This is a genomic window from Paenibacillus glycanilyticus, assembly GCF_051200795.1.
GTDB lineage: Bacteria > Bacillota > Bacilli > Paenibacillales > Paenibacillaceae > Pristimantibacillus > Pristimantibacillus glycanilyticus.
Genome location: NZ_CP195155.1, coordinates 2,118,667 through 2,136,088, shown reverse-complemented (window position 1 = coordinate 2,136,088; position 17,422 = coordinate 2,118,667). Strand labels below are relative to the sequence as shown.

At 49.5% G+C, this 17,422-nt stretch carries 14 protein-coding genes; 2 read left to right on the top strand and 12 right to left on the bottom strand.

Annotated elements, in window-relative coordinates; translation table 11 throughout:
* Window positions 1-65: 65 nt before the first annotated feature.
* From ACR9FF_RS09585 to ACR9FF_RS09575, 3 genes are read right to left on the bottom strand one after another with little or no spacing between them, the layout of a single operon-like run.
* Window positions 66-1,691 carry a hypothetical protein gene (locus ACR9FF_RS09585; RefSeq protein WP_435170649.1) on the bottom strand — a complete coding sequence of 542 codons (1,626 nt, stop codon included), beginning with the start codon at window positions 1,689-1,691 and terminating at the stop codon, window positions 66-68.
* A gap of 36 nt (window positions 1,692-1,727) precedes the next feature.
* Entirely contained in the window at window positions 1,728-2,609 is an 882-nt protein-coding gene (locus tag ACR9FF_RS09580; RefSeq protein WP_435170647.1) for a carbohydrate ABC transporter permease, read from the bottom strand.
* 10 nt (window positions 2,610-2,619) lie between these two features.
* A complete protein-coding gene (locus tag ACR9FF_RS09575) occupies window positions 2,620-3,519 on the bottom strand; it encodes an ABC transporter permease (RefSeq protein WP_435170645.1) in 900 nt (299 codons plus the stop codon).
* 370 nt (window positions 3,520-3,889) lie between these two features.
* On the opposite strand from ACR9FF_RS09575, the gene rpmG reads away from it, so the two are divergent.
* Window positions 3,890-4,039 (top strand): 50S ribosomal protein L33, encoded by a 150-nt coding sequence (gene rpmG, locus ACR9FF_RS09570; RefSeq protein WP_015844858.1) that lies wholly within the window; start codon window positions 3,890-3,892, stop codon window positions 4,037-4,039.
* Between the two features lie 235 nt (window positions 4,040-4,274).
* Here rpmG and ACR9FF_RS09565 read toward each other — a convergent pair whose 3' ends face one another.
* The 6 genes from ACR9FF_RS09565 to ACR9FF_RS09540 all read right to left on the bottom strand — a co-directional run bounded on the left by ACR9FF_RS09565 (window position 4,275) and on the right by ACR9FF_RS09540 (window position 12,008).
* Complete coding sequence (locus ACR9FF_RS09565; RefSeq protein ID WP_435170642.1) at window positions 4,275-4,799, bottom strand: hypothetical protein; 525 nt, start codon at window positions 4,797-4,799, stop codon at window positions 4,275-4,277.
* 354 nt (window positions 4,800-5,153) lie between these two features.
* Window positions 5,154-7,151 carry a YjhG/YagF family D-xylonate dehydratase gene (locus tag ACR9FF_RS09560; RefSeq protein WP_435170640.1) on the bottom strand — a complete coding sequence of 666 codons (1,998 nt, stop codon included), beginning with the start codon at window positions 7,149-7,151 and terminating at the stop codon, window positions 5,154-5,156.
* Window positions 7,152-7,174: 23 nt separating this feature from the next.
* Window positions 7,175-8,635: an alpha-ketoglutaric semialdehyde dehydrogenase GucD gene (gene gucD / locus ACR9FF_RS09555; protein WP_435170638.1), complete on the bottom strand. Its 1,461-nt coding sequence runs from the start codon at window positions 8,633-8,635 to the stop codon at window positions 7,175-7,177.
* A gap of 16 nt (window positions 8,636-8,651) precedes the next feature.
* Window positions 8,652-9,560 (bottom strand): fumarylacetoacetate hydrolase family protein, encoded by a 909-nt coding sequence (locus ACR9FF_RS09550; RefSeq protein ID WP_127493814.1) that lies wholly within the window; start codon window positions 9,558-9,560, stop codon window positions 8,652-8,654.
* A gap of 98 nt (window positions 9,561-9,658) precedes the next feature.
* Entirely contained in the window at window positions 9,659-10,414 is a 756-nt protein-coding gene (locus ACR9FF_RS09545; protein ID WP_435170636.1) for an IclR family transcriptional regulator, read from the bottom strand.
* Between the two features lie 178 nt (window positions 10,415-10,592).
* Window positions 10,593-12,008, bottom strand: coding sequence for a family 43 glycosylhydrolase (locus ACR9FF_RS09540; protein WP_435170634.1), 1,416 nt, complete (start codon window positions 12,006-12,008; stop codon window positions 10,593-10,595).
* A gap of 357 nt (window positions 12,009-12,365) precedes the next feature.
* On the opposite strand from ACR9FF_RS09540, the gene ACR9FF_RS09535 reads away from it, so the two are divergent.
* Entirely contained in the window at window positions 12,366-14,162 is a 1,797-nt protein-coding gene (locus ACR9FF_RS09535; protein WP_435170632.1) for an ABC transporter substrate-binding protein, read from the top strand.
* 22 nt (window positions 14,163-14,184) lie between these two features.
* Here ACR9FF_RS09535 and ACR9FF_RS09530 read toward each other — a convergent pair whose 3' ends face one another.
* From ACR9FF_RS09530 to ACR9FF_RS09520, 3 genes are all read right to left on the bottom strand, one after another.
* Window positions 14,185-15,381, bottom strand: coding sequence for an acyltransferase (locus ACR9FF_RS09530; RefSeq protein WP_435170630.1), 1,197 nt, complete (start codon window positions 15,379-15,381; stop codon window positions 14,185-14,187).
* 277 nt (window positions 15,382-15,658) lie between these two features.
* The gene (locus ACR9FF_RS09525) at window positions 15,659-16,693 is read right to left on the bottom strand and encodes a sensor histidine kinase (protein ID WP_435170628.1); all 1,035 of its coding nucleotides are present in this window, start codon (window positions 16,691-16,693) and stop codon (window positions 15,659-15,661) included.
* Entirely contained in the window at window positions 16,690-17,397 is a 708-nt protein-coding gene (locus ACR9FF_RS09520; RefSeq protein WP_317979246.1) for a response regulator transcription factor, read from the bottom strand. The genes ACR9FF_RS09525 and ACR9FF_RS09520 overlap by 4 nt, the downstream gene beginning before the upstream one ends.
* Window positions 17,398-17,422: the final 25 nt, after the last annotated feature.

Below are 17,422 nucleotides of genomic sequence, written 5' to 3'. Positions count from 1 at the left end.
AATCTGATGAAAAGCGCCGCAACCGCAAAGAAGGGGCTGAAGTAGGGCTTCAGCCCCCGAAACGGCTATTGATTTAATTTATCGTTAAACATCTTTACAACTTCTTCGTAGTCGCCCATCTTCTTCAACTTATTCTGGAAATCATCCCACTCGGAGAATTTCATTTCCCCTTTGATAAACTTAATCATCGATTCGTTCACGTATGTGTCAATAGGAGTCATGATGCTAGCCTTCTTATCGTTTTCGTCTTTCGTAAATACGACACGCGGCGCAAAATCGTTAGGGGACACTGCATCTTTTGCATAGGTTCCATTTGCGACCCAATAGCTGATTTCCTCGGCTTTCCCATCATGGTAGAACGTAGTAATGCTGCCCGGATCGGTGTATTTGGCGAGTTTGTCTTGAGGTGTCCATACGATACCTGCCCGAGCTTTGTTAGTCGTACCCACACCGTACTTGTTCAATTCTTCATAAATATTCGATGCGTTCAAAATATTTGGTGCTAATTCCTTCTTACCGTCTTTAACCACGTACGTGGTCCCTTCGACCCCCCAGTTCATCAGGTCCATCATTTTTTCGGAGTATTGATGATCGATCAGCTTAGCAAGAAGCTCAGGATGTTTCGCTTTAGCGGAAATCACGATACCGGAATCGTTGTTCAGTCCTTTGCCACTCGGCTCGGCCCACTGCTGCCAGCCTTTCCCGTATTTCGAAGACGGGAACAGAGAATTGGTCCATTTCACTGAAGCTTGGTTGTTCGTATTGAATTCGGTAACATATCCGGAAAAAATATCCGGGTACATAAAGGTTTTGCCGGTTGTTGCTTTCGGTCTGGACTGATCCAGATCGTCTGTCATGAAGGCTGGATCCAGCAGTTTTTCCGAATAAAGTTTGTTTATAAATTGCAAAGCTTCTTTAAAGTTCTCTTCTGTCGGGCCGAAAACGAATTTTTCACCGTTATAGTAAATCCCGCTATTCGCATGGAACGAGTTGAAGAAGCCGTTGTAGAGCAGCCACGGTTGGCTGATACCAACCGGATACACATCGGGATACAATTCCTTCAGTTTTTTTGCGGCATCGTAAAACTCATCAATTGTTTCGGGAATTTTGATTCCGTTCTTTTCGAAAATATCAAGCCGATATGCCGGATTAAATTGGGACGGTTCCAAGTCTGTCGGATTATTGTAGCCGTCGAAGAAGGCATATATCTTTTTATCCGCGGAGTAAAGATACTTCTCCGAATCAGGCGTTGCTTCTACGAAGGTTTTATAGTTCGGATTTTCATTAACGTATGGAGTAAGGTCTGCAAGAAGCCCTTCCGCACCGTAATCATCGATCTGATCCTTTCCTTGAACAAGCATGACATCGGGAATTTCTCCGCTCGCCAACATCACCTTCGATTTTTCGGAGTATTCATTTCCCCATTGCAAGCGGTTCCACTTAATGTTCAATTTGACTCCCAGATAGCTCTCCATTTCCTTTTGCCATTCTTTTTGAATCAATGTGTCCGCAGGATCGACACCGAATTTAGGAATCATGACTTCGAAGCTTAATTCTTTGACGCTGTTGTTTTCCTGTGTATTTGCGCTTTCCTTCGTGGTAGCAGATTCAGAGCTATTATTATTGCTGCAGCCAGCCATTAACGTTACTGTCATCATAAGTGCAATTACGAGCATCCAACCTTTTTTCACTGTTCAACCCCCCTGTTTACTCGTTAATAATGATGGTCATCCCTTAATAGAACCAACCAATGCGCCTTTGACGAAGTACTTCTGCACGAAAGGATACATACCTAGTATCGGTGCCAGCGTCACGATAATCGCAGCCATCTGGATATTCTTAGGATTCACTTCCCTGCCGATTACCATTTTTTGAATGTCTTGCGACGAAGCTCCGCTATCCTCGATGATAAGACTGCGTAAAAACATCTGAAGCGGATACTTGCTTTCATCTTTCAAATAGAGTAGCGCATTGAACCACTCGTTCCAGAAACCGACAATAGAAAACAATGCGAATGTGGCAAGCAGAGCTTTCGATAAAGGCAAATAAATGCGAAATAGTATCGTAAAGTCGTTAGCCCCGTCCATTAAGGCGGATTCGCGCAGTTCGGCAGGGATATTTTGGAAGAATGATCGGTAAATGAAAACATTGAAAGCGCCGATACAGCCGGGAACAACCATAACCCAAAATGTATCCAACAAGTGCAAACTTCTCATCAACATGTACGTGGGTATCATTCCGCCGCCGAAGAACATCGTCACTGCAAGAAAAACCGTAATGAATTTCTTCAATCGAAAATTTGCAATCGTCAGCGGATACGCCATCAGAGAAGTCATAAGCAACGTTAGTAAAGTTCCCGCTGTTGCGTAAACAATCGTGTTTTTATAGCTGATGTACAAATTGGGCTTCTCCAATATCACTTCATACCCCACGGTGTTGAAGCCTTTCGGAAACCAACCCACATCCCCAAGATCAATATGATCGGGAGAGCTGAGCGATATCGCGATAACGTTCATGAGCGGGTATACCATAATGATGACCAGCAGGATCATGAAGCCATAATTCGCTGCGTCGAACAACCGGGAACTGAAACTTTGTTTGTAATGCATCGTTAATCACCTACCATAGACTCGAATCGGAAAATTTTCTTGCTATTTTGTTCGTAATGAAGATGAGACAGAAAGCCACGACGGACAGCATCAACCCTACCGCGGTTGCATACTCCAGTCGTCCGCCCTGCAAACCTTCACGATACACGTAAGTTCCGATCACATCGGCAGTTTCATACGTAGCTGGATTATACATAAGCATGACTTTCGTAAAATCGTTCCCGAGAATACCGCCTACGGCCAATATAAACAAAATGATGGTTGTCGGTAATATGCTGGGCAGTGAAATGTGCTTCATCTTCTCCCAACGATTCGCCCCGTCGATAGACGCAACGTCGTACAGGGTAGGATCGACATTGCTTAATGCAGCCAAGTACAGTATCGTCCCCCAACCGATCCCTTGCCAAATACCCGAACTTATGAAAATGGTTCGAAAATATGGCGATTCCGACAAAAAATTGATGGGCTCCATTCCGAAGAATTGGGTAATATGATTCACTAGTCCGTCCACTGAAGTGAATTCCTTAATCATCCCGACGACAATCACTGTTGAAATGAAGTGCGGAAAGTACGATACCGTTTGTACAAACTTCTTGAACTTCATACTTTGCAGTTCATTAAACAGCAGCGCCAATATGATCGGCGCGGGAAACCCCCACAGCAAGCTGTAGACGCCAAGCAACACTGTGTTCTTAACGGTGCGTATGGCCATTGGATTATCCCAAAATTGCGTAAAATACTTAAAACCTACCCAAGGGCTGTCCCATACCCCTTTGGCCACACTGTAATCCTTAAATGCAATAAGAATCCCATACATGGGAAAGTAGCTAAAGATCAAGACGAGAAGAAAGCCTGGCAAAACCATCATGTATAAATATTTCTGACTCATAAGCGACCGCGCCAAAAACATCCCCCTCTCTAAAGAACGAAAATACCTTCCGGCCGGAATGGTAACGTAATATTACGCTCTTTAGGTGAATTGTATACGTTTGCATTATGCATATCAATAAAAATATAAAACGATCTATACAACAATATTACGATTTAGAATCGAATAAAAAATGGCTGTAACGCATTTTTTCGTAATGTAAAAGGAGTATCCTTCGGGACGAAGGATACTCCTAAAAATTGTATAAACCTAGTTGGGCATAAAATGAAGTAGTGGATGCTTTTTCATGTCCTAAATAAAAAATGATGAAATCCGGTATATTCTTTATTTCGTGCTGATCACCTGGTTCAGCTCATACATAACATGGTGATAAAGGAAGGTGATAATCATCATGCGAGTGATCATTACTTTAGCATGTACGGAATGCGGTGCCCGTAATTACACGACAATGAAAAACAAGAAAAATAATCCGAGCCGCCTGGAGCTTAGCAAATATTGTCCTTCTCATAAAAAGATGACGCTTCATCGAGAGACAAGATAAATAAGGAAGGGAGCATATCCCTCCGATAGTAGCTTAATCAGAATTTGCGTCCTGCTCGCATCAGCATGACCATCATCTCTTCACGGGCTGCTCGGGTCGAACCTGGTTGTGCGCTTGTCGCTTATGTATAGAAGTTCTTGTCTTGAGCAGACGACAAGGACTTCTATACAAAAAATAAAAAAGCCGCAGTTTATGCGACTTCCGTTGTAATCACTAGTCTCGTAAATGAAATTCTTTATCCATTATCCGTGAGATTCAGATATTTTCTTACCCTCTCGACATTCTTTCCATTACCCGCTCCAGCAAGCGAATAGTGCCAAACTTTATCGCCAAAGTAATCATTAAAGGCAATATCTAAATCATTTAGGATACGGTACGCATACTGTACAGCTTTCAGATCCTCACGCATGACACCGAATGTAAGAAGGTCTTGAGCATTCTGTAAATCCTCTCTTAAAAAGTCACTTGAAAGCGGCGGAACGCCCTCCAATTTGTCAACAGCATCCTTTAACTGTATCTTATCAGAATCCGTAAATTGAAACTCCTCATCCGCACCCCAGCCGAGTAAATCATCTAATATTCCATGAACTTCTGCGATAGTTGCTTTCACCTCTAACGGCACCTCATTTAACATAGGTTTACTTTCAGCTCTGATGACTACCCCATCATTCCCATAGTAGGTGCGTTTGGTGTACTGGACACATAAAACAACGGATACAACAACAATAGCAATAACGGCCAATTCCCCTAGTTTAGACATCTTCACATTCTATCACCAGCCTAATTTGTTTCATCGATTCTAAATAGATTTAACCCACATTTTACCATAATTAATGCAAGGCTTAAATAAGGTGCCTTCTTTTTAATTATATTGCGATGAGTTCATCCGTCTTCTTGTGGCCAGTGTTATGCAAATTAGACGAAGCAGTTAACTTCTGGGCAATAGCTTAACGACAAAAAGAGCAGCTGCCGCGTCGGCAAACTGCTCCTGGATTATCAGCCATTCTACATGACATGATTTACTATTCGCTATCACGTTTATCACTTCCGAAACCATTGGTCCCGGAGTTTCCGCTGCCTGCTGCCTTCAACGAAAACAAAGTCGTCTATGGCCTCAATCTGCATGCGGTCCCGATTTTACTTCTGTAAGCGCATTCATGCCGGCCGAGAGGACCTCAAGTATCCGGTCCACATCATAGACGCAGCCCTTCCAGGTGCCTCCGCTTACAGCCTGAAGCGCAGCCCACAGCCGGGTATCATCCGGCAATGCAGGATCCTCAGCCAGTTCGGGATGCTGCGGCCTGGAGGCAAGTATCAAATTTCCCTCCAACTCGGTCTCCGGCTTGTCGCCGCAGCCGACCATATGGACGGTGCCGTCCAGCCGACGAGTATCAATCCGGATATCGATCCAGTCGCCGGTGCGCAGCCGACCTACTGGCCCTCCGGCGAGAGCCTCCGGTCCGATATGCCCGATACAAGCTCCGGTGGATACGCCTGAGAACCTGGCATCGGTGAGCAGAGAGACATGCTTGCCGTAAGGCAGATGCTTCAGAGCCGATGTCAGCTGGTAGGTTTCTTCCATCCCCGTACCGGAAGGTCCACGGCCGATCAGCACCAGTACGTCGCCTGCTGCGATCCCGCCCGTCTTGATGGCGCGGATGGCCGAACGCTCGGTTGTGAATACTTTGGCTCGCCCGACATGTCGGAAAATGCCGTTACTGTCGATGACAGCGGGGTCAATGGCCGTCGATTTGATGACCGCCCCTTCCGGCGCCAGATTGCCGGTCGGGAACGTCACCGTTGAGGTTAGTCCCGCCTCCTTGGCTCGCTCCGGGCTGTAGATGACACTGTCCGGGTCGATCCCGTCTTGCTCCAGCAGATAGCTGCGCATCTGGCGGCGGCGTTCCGAGCCCTCCCACCAATCGAGCACTTCGCCCAGCGTTGATCCAGTCACTGTGAGTACCCGGTCGTCAATGACTCCGAGCCGTCTCAGATGAAGCATGACTTCAGGAACGCCGCCTGCTAGAAACACGCGGACGGTCGGATGGGGGATCGGTCCGTTCGGCAATACGCTGACAAGGCGCGGAACACTGCGGTTAATCGCGGTCCAGTCGCCTGCATCCGGTATTGACAGTCCTGCGGCGTGCGCGATCGCCGGGATATGGAGAAGCAGATTCGTAGAGCCGCCGAATGCGGCGTGAACCGCCATCGCATTCCGGATAGCGGCATCCGTCAGCACATGGGCCGATGTAATGCCCTGCTCCGCCATAGCCGCCGCGGCTCGCGCGGATTGGCGCGCCATCTCTTCCCATACGGGTTGGCCGGAAGGTGCGAGTGCTGCATGGGGCACCGTCAAACCAAGAGCCTCTGCGACCACCTGCGCCGTTCCTGCAGTTCCGAGGAATTGGCAGCCGCCGCCCGGCGTCGCACAGGCGCGGCAGCCGAGGTCCGCCGCTTCCTCCAAACTGAGTTCCCCGTGGGCATACCGGGCGCCAATCGTCTGGATCTTGCCCGCATCCTCCCCGGATGTCGGAGGCAGCGTTACGCCGCCGGGTACAATGATTACGGGGAGATCGCGCATGCTGGCCAGCGCCTGCATCATGGCTGGCAGTCCCTTGTCGCAGGTCGCCACCCCGATGACGGCGGAACGGGTAGGCAGTGAGCGCACCAGCCTCCGAACCACAATCGCCGCATCGTTACGGTAAGGCAGCGAGTCAAACATCCCCGTTGTTCCCTGGCTGCGCCCGTCGCACGGATCGCTAACATAGCCGGCGAACGGGATGTGGCCGGCACGGGTCAGCTCGTCAGCGGCTGCCTTCATAAGCATCCCAATTTCCCAATGCCCGGTGTGATAGCCCAGCGCCGCGGGGCTCCCATCCTCATTCCGGATGCCGCCCATCGTCCCCATGATCAGCACCTGTTTCCCGCCAAGCCGGCTTGGGCTCCAGCCCATGCCGACATTTTGCGTTAGTCCGAACAGATCGCCGCTTGGCGCATGAAGCAATAAGTCTGGCGTCAGCGGGAGCTTGCCCGCAGGCCCAGGCGCATGTGTCTTCACGGAGAAGAAGGTCCCGTCGTCTCCGCCCATTATGGTTCTAATCTGTTCATTCATCCCGAATTGCCCCTCTCGAAGGCCTATGGCTTAATGAAAACGGTCTTGATGGAGGTGAAGAATTCAATCGCAGCCTGCCCCTGCTCGCGTGAATGCGAGCTGGACTGCTTCATCCCGCCGAACGGAGCCTGAAGCTCAACGCCAGCCGTTTCGGCATTAACCCTGACTAGCCCCGCTTCCATATCTTGAACGAAAGTCAATAAATTGCCGATATTCTGTGTATAGATGGAAGCGCTGAGTCCGTATTCGGTATCGTTGGCTACCCGGATGGCTTCTTCCAGACTGTCTACGCGAATGAGCGACAGTACGGGGCCAAAGATCTCATCTTTTGCAATGGCCATATCCGGCTTCACGTCGTCGAATACGGCAGGCGTTACATAAAAGCCGTCGGCGAGCTCAGGCTGGCTCGGCCGTTCGCCGCCGACAAGAAGCCGCGCTCCTTCCTCTTTGCCCTTGCCGATATAGGACATGACGGTATTGAGCTGGCTTTCGTTAGCGCACGGGCCAAGCCAGGTACCTTCCTGGAGTCCGTCGCCGACTCGCAGCTCCGCTACTTTGGCCACCAGCTTTTCCCTGAAAGCTTCGTAAACGTCGCTAACGACAATGACGCGGCTGGTCGCCGTGCACTTCTGGCCGGTGGAGCGCAGCCCACCGCTGATCGTAGCTTCTGCGGCAAGCTCAAGATCGGCATCCGCAGCCACGATGACCGGGTTCTTCCCGCCCATCTCGAGCTGGTATTTCGCTCCGCGCGCAAGCGCTGCCTGCCCGACCCGCTTGCCCACCGCGTTGGAGCCGGTGAATGTGACGCCGTGAACGCCGTTGTGCGACGCAATCCCGCTGCCGATTACGCTGCCGCTGCCGACAATCATGTTCACCGCGCCGGCCGGGAATCCTGCATCATGGAAGCATTGCATAACTAGAGCAGCTGTGACAGCGGTTTCAGTAGCCGGCTTCCAAATGACCGTATTTCCGTAAATAAGCGCGGGAGCCATTTTCCAGACGGGAATGGCAACCGGAAAGTTCCAGGGCGAGATAACGCCAACGACGCCAAGCGGCACCCGTGTCGTAAACATAAGGGCTTCGGCATCGGTTGAAGGGATGACGTCCCCAACCTTGCGCATGCCTTCGCCTGCATAATAGCGAAGGATCGCCGCGCCGCGCACCGTTTCGCCTTTGGCTTCAGGCAACGTTTTTCCCATCTCGCGCGTCATCATTCTTCCGATCTCTTCTTGCCTCGCCTCGAGCAGATCCGCAGCCTTGAACAGCAGGGCCCCCCGCTGCGCACCGGTCAGCTTCCGCCAGGGAACCCGGGCCGCTTCGGCGGCGGCTACGGCATTCTCCAGATCGGCATCAATCGAATCGGGCACCTCGCCGACAACCTCTCTCTTATTTGCCGGATTGATGCTCGGCAGCCGCTTGCCGGACAGCGGGGCCGTCCATTCTCCGTCAATATAATTGTCTATGATTCTTGCTTGTTCATTCATGAACACTCACCCTTTCCTAATTGGTCTGATAAAACGGCTGCGTCAGTTCATGCTTATAGACAGCCGTATTGGCCAGGATGCCGATGCCTTCGATTTCAATCTCAATCCGGTCTCCCGAATCGAGAGTAAACTGATTAGGCGGTACCAAGCAGGTGCCGGTCAGCAGCACCGTACCGTCATAGAGCTCGTTATCCCGCTTCAGGAACGTTACCAACTCCTCCAGCCTGCGTTTCAGCATGCCCGTGCTTGCCTGTTCGTCGACCAGCTTCTCGCCGTTGCGGTAAATCCGGCATATGATCTGCAGCGCATACGGATCCGCAACCGTTTCAGCCAAACGGATGGCTGGCCCGATCGAGCAGGAACGGCTCCATACCTTGGCCTGCGGCAGGTACAGCGGATTCTCGCCTTCAATGTCTCGGCAGCTCATGTCGTTGCCGGCCGTATAACCGATGATAGTCCCTTCTCGGTCCAGCACGAGACCCAGCTCGGCTTCAGGGACCTGCCAATTCGAATCGCTGCGGAGACATACCCGCTGTCCCGGTCCAACGGTACGTGCAAGGGTTGATTTGAGGAACAGCTCCGGCCGCTCCGCCTCATACACCTTGTCGTAGAACGTAGTGGCATCCAGCTTACCCCCGGTTGCCTCATAATTCCGCGCTTCCTTGCTGCGCAAATAAGTGACGCCGGCTGCCCATACTTCCGGCGCATCGACCGGTGTCAGCAGTTCAAGCTCTTCGAGAGAAAAAGCAATAGGCACCTTCCCAGCGATCAAGCCGGTTACATGCTCGGACGGAGATAGTCCTTTAGCTCGCGCCTCGGCCACCAACTCCATCAGGTCCGACGCTTCCAGCTGATAGACGGCCCCTTCCTCCGTTAATGCGCCTAATCGTGAAAACGATGCTTCCCGGTAACGAACGATACGCATACGCTCAACCCCATTTCAGTTTTATATTATAAAACCACGTTCTCATATTTGAGCAGTCATCCGTACATGCCTAACGGCATGTACGTGAGAACACGGACTTATAATCGGCCAAGTCCTTTAGAGATACTGTCTGCCGTCCGAACGACCAGCGCGGCGAACTTGGCGAACTCCTCGTCGTTAACAGTGGACACCATTGTGGAGATGCTGACAGCGGCTGAGACATGACCGCTGTGGTCGTACACCGGCGCGGCTGTGCACCGCACTCCCGGTTCATTCTCCTCACGGTCGAATCCGACGCCATTTGTCCGTATGCGCTCAAGCTCGGCGCGCAAATCGGCTTCGTTCGTTATCGTATGCGGTGTCTGGATCTGGTAGTGATACGCTGCAAGGATCCGGTTCAGTTCCGTTACCGGCAAATAGGCAGCGAGCACTTTGCCGACTGCACTGCTGTGCAACGGGACGCGTTTGCCTATTCGGGAATATCGGATGGCTGCTTTCGCACCTTCCACCTTATCGATATACACCCCTTCCGAGCCGTCTTGCACGACCAAATGCGTCGTTTGCCCCGTCTCCTGCGACAGCTGCTCCAGATGGGGACGCGCAATCTCCCGAATATCGAAGCCCTGAAGCAGCAGCTGCCCCTTCTCGAGCAGCCGCATGCCCAGCCGGTATTTACCCGTCTCCGCGTCCTGCTCGATATACCGGTGCAGTTGAAGTGTCTTGAGCAGCGAATGAACGGTGCTCTTGTGAAGCTGCATTTGTGCGCTGATCTCGGTAATTTTCAGCTCTCTATTCCGCTCGTCGAACAGGTCCAGAATGGACAACGCCCGATCGAGCGATTGGATGATCGGCATGAGTTCGGTCTTCTTTCAGTTTGATATTATAGAACTCTATTCTACAATATCAATTTTACCTTTTTTTTCTTGATGCTGTCTACTACTTTGTTTGAATAGCCTAACAGCGTTACCCGGTCTATCGGTAAAATGACGAAAGGAGCTGCCGCAGCATGCTCCTTCGTTTTTGCTCGCTATGTTAATTTAACGTAAATGAAGCCAGGCTTGCGTTACCCATTCCCACATACGTGAAATATAGGGCTTGCTTGCCATCCGGTAAAACGATATCCTCCGAATATTCGGTCCATACGTTCGTAAAGTCAACTGGAATTCTGCCGAGCTCCGGTCCGTCCCACGCCGTCTTCACGGCAAAATAACCGCGGCAGTAGCCACGAACCTTGATTTTAACCTGACGGATACCTTGGCAGTCGAAATATTTGAACCCTGCCGTCGCGGAATCCCGCATGTTGGCAACGTATCCGATCTCTTCGTCTCCGTCCTTACCGTCCTGGGTAATCTTCGGGAACCGACCGTCCATCCAGGCTCCGTGTGTGCCCGTGTATACCGCTTCGTCCTGGCAAAATAGATTGCAGGCCAGATAGGCCGGGTATTCCCCGCGGCCGATCAGCGGCCCCCCATTAGCCCCGCAAGAAGTCATCTCGACTTGAGGAATCGTCCCGTCTTCCAGGAATGCAATCGGCTCGATGCAGCCTTGCCTGGAAAAGCTCGTACCGTTGGTATGGCGGTGATAGAAAATATACCATTGTCCTCGTATCTCCACGATACCTCCATGGTTGTTACCGCCGTAATACATCGGTTTGTCTGAAGGCTTGTAGGTATCGATATGGAGATCGTTATTGCTGATAATGACGCCTTGGTAGACAAAGCCCCGGATCGGATGCTGGCTTGTAGCATAACAAAGTTCATGCATGACGACCGAAGAATAGATGAAATAATAGGTATCGCCTATTTTGCGAATGGAAGGCGCCTCGAAAAACTCATGCCCTTCGTACCCGCTGCCCTGACTGTAAGGCTCGCTTGGGGCGATGAAAACAGGCTCTTCGAGAATGGTAAGCATATCGGGACCAAGCACCGTTGCCATAGGCCCCATTCGGGACTTGTCGCCGATTGCGCAAAATCCGGTGTACAGGTACGTCCGGTCGCCCTCGGTCAAGACGCCTGGGTCGAATTGAGGTTGATCGCCTTCTCGCTCGCCAAGTCGCGTGCCATCGGAATACTGTACGTAACCATAGAACTCGTATTTGCCGGCTGGCGTATCGCAAACGGCGACCGACACGACGGAGACTTTGTCCAGTACGTAGTACAAATAATAACGGCCATCGGAACCCTGCGTAACGTCTGGCGCATAAAGACACATCCGGCCATCCGGATTGAGCGGATCGTCCGTTATCCGATAAATAACGCCCTCATACCGCCAATCTGCCAAGTCATCCACTGGTGCCGACCAGCAGACATAGTCGTTCAAGCAGAAGACATGCCCATTAAAGCGGTCATGCGAACCATAGACATACACACGGTCATGATAGACATGCGGCTCCCCGTCGGGAATGTATTCCCATGAAGGAAGATAGGGATTTAAACCTTGCTTTTTCATTTTCGGATCTCCTCATTGGTAAATGTGAATGCTTTACAAGGCTGGTTTGAATCTTCATTGCTAATCTTTGTTGTCATTTCAAGAAAGCGCTTTAAACTTCGATTCTATCGTAGCACACTTTGTTTAATTGGTAAACAAAGTGTGCGTAATCGTTTCCATTTAACCTGGAATTCCGTCCGCGGGTATAAGAAAAGAGTAAAAAGTGAATAATTCGTTCAATAGATTTCTCTTTTTTTTGCAAGGAGTCTGAGTTTATGCTTGTTACTATAATGAGAACAACTAGTAATCTTGCGGGCTTTTGCTCATTTATAGTTATAGACTTCGAAGTTTTAACGATGTTGGAGATGACAATTAGGCATGAAGATACTCGATTATTATGAAAAACTGCGTGACCGCTATGCTTCAACTGCAGATTTTCAAATCCTCACGGTATCAGTTGATGAGATAGCAAAGGTGCTCGATTGTACCCGCCGAAATACGCAACTTGTGCTGCAGCGAATGTCGTCCGAACAATTTATTCAATGGAGACCAGGCAGAGGCCGGGGAAATCAATCGGAAATTAAATTTCTCGTACCAAGTCGGGAATTGTTGCAGCGCAAGGTGCAGGAATTGATTGGCAGGGAAAGCATTCAGGAGGCTTGGCAGTTAATAGCTTCACTAGATGAGCTGCAAAAACATGAATTTATGAGATCGATCAACATGCAGTTTGGTATTCAAACGGATGAAGATGAGCTCGACGTATTAAGATTCCCCTACTATCGTCAGGTGCCGCTTCTGGATCCCGCGCTTGTGCTGCGCAGCTCCGATTTAAATTGGCTCCGGCAATTGATGAACAAACTTGTGGAGTATTCAACCAAGGAGAAAAAACTGCTCCCGAAGCTCGCTCATCATTGGGAATCTGATGCTGACTGCAAAAGATGGACTTTTTATCTGCGAAAAGGCGTCCGCTTTCATGATGGTCATATCCTTTCTTCCGACGATGTCGTTCATACGTTTAAACGTATAATAACAAAGTCCCCTTCTGATTGGCTTAGCTTGGTCATTGCAGATGTATATAAGTCCAGCAAGCATAGCGTTACTTTTGAACTTAACGAATCGATCGGTGCATTTCCAAATATGATAGGTACCGATCGCTGCTATATTGTTCCAACAGGCTGGGATGGAGAACATCCGGGCATGCCTGTTGGGACAGGCCCGTTCCGCATAGTGAAGAACAATTCCTCGATGCTTGTCCTTGAAGCAAATGAGCATTATTTCGAGGGACGGCCGCATCTGGATCGCATTGAAATGTGGGTATGGCCGAATTATGAAGGTGTACCTGCGGAAACAGCCTCGGAACAGAATGTACAATTGCTTTACAACGAAGCACATTTGAACCACGAAGCAGGCAAGGATGAGCTTCATACCCTGCAGGAGCTTGAGCATGGAAGTAACTATGTTATCTTTAATCAAGTTAAACCGGGCCCTCTTCAGGATATTCGGCTGAGACAGGCCATTCATTTCGGGCTTGATCGTTGGGACACCGTCGAAGAGTTAAATGGAGGCAGAATTATACCGTCTAACGGATTTATCTTCACAGACGGAACGGACCGATCCTGCATGCAATCGCCATACAATATGACCAAAGCTATAGAGCTTCTAGCGGCATCCTCTTATAAAGGCGAACTTTTGCAGCTTTATACCTACGATAATTCCACCAATAGAGACAACGCGATTTGGCTGCAAAAAGCCCTTGGCAAATTAGGCATACAGATCCAAATAAGTTTCCTCCAGGCGAAGGAGCTGATTGATCCAGAAGTGATGATACAAGCAGACATGATCTCGGTTGGCGAAGTACTAGGCGAGCAGCCAGATATGACACTGATTGAAACCTACCGCTCGCGGAATAGCTTAATTCGGAATTTGCTGCCTTGCAGCTGGCAAAAAACATTAGATGACCGGATCTCGTCTTGCTTGCGCATGCCTGAGCAATCGGACCGTCTTGCGATTCTTCGCGAACTTCAGGATGAGCTCGTGAAAAACTTCTGCCTGCTATTTCTACACCAGCATATACGAGTGATCGGCCATCAAAATTCACTTAGCGGAATTACTATGAATGTATGGGGCAAGGTTGACTTCAAAGACGTATGGTGCCGCCCAAAAAGTCTGCAATAGATACTCACCCTCTAAGGAGGGATTACATCTCTTGTTGTCTTGCCGGCGTAACCAACCGAGAAGGCCGTTTATCGGTTTTGGGCAGATTGCCGAAAGCGATCCAGTTAAATGGCACATAACGGGCGAAGAAACCAACGACGATCCAGGATGCGATCAAGGCAAGCGCGAAGCCGCCGAGATACCAAAGATGAAGCAGCCATGCCGTACCCGTAAGAAGCGGGTATTCCCGATACAGAAGCAGGAAGAACGGATGAATCAGGTATACGCCAAACGATAAAGCGCCGAGTCTCGAGGTAACCTTAGTAAGGACCTTCGGCAGCTTCTTCGACATCACAAACGCTAATTGCAATAATACCAGCGCCGTCAGCAACCCATGAAGATTCCACACCAGATCAAACCATGTAGTGTTGAACGATTTCAGGTGAAGCCGGGTCTCGTAATACAAATACACATGGGCTAAGCCCGCCGCGAGCCATGATGCCCAAAGAGCAACCCATGCTGCGACGCGAGCGTTAGTAATATGATTTCTTGCAATAATAATCCATTCTTTGATTTTCGGGTAATAGATGCCTAGAGCAGCGCCAAGCAAGTAATAAGAGAAATAAGAGAACGACCAGCTGCCGCGGTTAGGAACGCCGGGAGCGGGAAGCACATGCTTATTGATGATAAAAAAAGCCCATTGAATGGCAATCCCCGCGGGAATGGCCCATTTAATCGTGCGCGGATATTTTTTCATCAGCCACAGGAACAACGGAAACATCAGATAGAACTGTATGTTTATATACACGAAATATAAATGCGTATAAGCTTTGCCGGTAAGTGCTTTATCGATAAAGTTCTCGATTTCCGTTGATAGTGAGCGGTCCGGATAATAGAGGAAATGCAAGACCGCAAGATAAAACAATGAGAAAACCAAATACGGAATAATAATGTACAACAGCCGTTTCTTATAGAAGCCTCCGAGCAGCCGCTTGTCCAACGGCCGGGTATAGTAATTGTAGAAAAGGACAAAGCTGCTCAGGAAGATAAAGGTTGTGGTTCCGATCTTCATGAAAATATTGAAGAAGTTATAAAGAAAAAAATAGTTGGAATTCACCATATCAACGGTGGCAAACGAAGTGGAATGGACGGATAGGACGCCTATGATAGCCATTGCCCGTACGAGCAGCAGTTGAGGAATATTGTCCCTTTTTTGCAGGGTTTGTGAAGCCGTAGTCATTCTCGTCGTACATCCTTCCTTGAATTATACTATAAGGCAACTGGTCCTAACTGTGGATTTATCTTATCCTCTCCTTGCTTGAATGTATTCATTGGTTTCATTATATACAGAGATTATTTCGATCGTTTTTCGCGCCTGTAACGAACCTGTAAATATTCTTAATTAAAAGTGCCTCTTCAACCAAAAAACCTCCGATCCTACACGAATGCTCGTGCCCGAATGGAGGTTTTCGTTCCTGCTCTTGAACAAAAATTGTCGTAAGTAACTTGTCTGCCTTTTAACCCCGGACCAAGGTAACCTTAAACACGCTGCCCGATTCGGAACTCGACTCGAGCTCAACGGTACCCTGGGAGATTGCCAGCAAATGGCGAACGATTGACAAGCCTAGCCCAGCCCCGCCATGACGACGTGCCCGTGAGGAGTCAAGCCGGTAAAACCGCTCGAAAACCAGTTCCTTTGATGAAAGGGGTATCCCCTTTCCCGTGTCCGTAACCCGAACCACAATTCGTCCCTCTTCCTGCGATACCTGCAGCGTAACGTTCCCATTTGGCCGATTGTACCGTATCGCATTGTCTAGCAGATTGCGAAAGACCAGGAATAAGAAGCTTTCTTCCCCCTTAACAAGGGCATCGCAGGGCTCTACCAAATGAAGCGTCACCCCGTATTTGTCTGCCATCGGTTGCATGAAGGAAGTTGCGTCCGCAAGAATGTCAGCAAGCTCCGCAACCTTGTGCATGTTATTTTCCCGGTCGTAAGTACCGTCAGCCAACAGCAATAAATCCTCCGTTAAGGATTCCAGGCGCGCAAGCGTCCGCTCTGTTGTCGCCCTATAATCTCTCCATTCGCTTGAATCAATGCTGTCACCGTCTCCGGCCACTTCCAGATTCGTTCGAAGGATGGATAGCGGTGTTCTTAATTCATGCGCAGCCGCGGAAACGAAGCGAGCTTGTTGAGTGAAAGAGTGTTCCAGCCCATCCAGCATCGTATTGAATACAATCCCTAGCTTCTTCAATTCATCATGAAGCTGGTCAATCTCCAGCCGTTGATGCAGGGTAGCCGCCGTTATTCCAGCCGCGGTTTCACTCATTCTTTTAACGGGCTTCAGGATAATCACTGCGAGCCATTGCGCGCTGAGAACCATGCCTCCCAATACGACAAGCAAGCTTAGGAGTCGCCCCTGCATCTCCGGTAAAAACTTGTAAACGGATAATAAAGTATCTATCCCTACATATAGAGTGATCAAGATTCCCAAAAATAAAATAGCGAACAGCGTCAATCTTGCACGCAGTGAAAGCCGGTTCCATGGTTTCATGTCGTTTCCTCTTTTTCAAGGCTCTGAGCCCATTTATACCCATAACCTTGAACAGTCTGAATATATCGTTCTCCTGCCTCCGGATCATGGGTCGAGAGCTTTTTGCGCAAGGAATTAATGTGAACCCTCACCGTTGAAGAAAGAGGATCCGCGAAGATATCCCAAACATGCTCGAGAAGCTTCTCCGACGAAATGACCTCGCCTGGATGGAGCATGAGATATTCTAGCAAACCAAATTCTTTTTTCGTTAATGGGATAAGCACATTATCCAGCCAGACTTCCTTTGTCTTTGAATCAAGAGTAAGCCGCTCGAACCGCAGGACGGGGCTTTTCACGGACGTGCTCCGGCGAAGAAGCGCCCGGATGCGGGCAAGCAATTCATTGAACATAAACGGTTTGCGGAGGTAATCATCCGCACCCGAATCAAGCCCTTCCTCCACCTCATCCGGATGGTTGCGGGCTGTAAGCATGAGAATAAAAACATCGTTATACTGCGAGGACTGGCGAATTCGTTGACAAAGCGAAATCCCATCCAGCTCCGGAAGATTAATGTCCAGGAGAATCACGTCATAATCATTGGTATCCGCGAGCTCCCACCCCGTTAGCCCGTCAACGGCGATATCCACCGCATAACCTTCCCGCCTTAAACCCTTGGCTAATGCGCGTGAAAGATCCTCCTCATCTTCGACAATGAGGATTCGCATATCACCAACTCCTTCCTTCCATGAC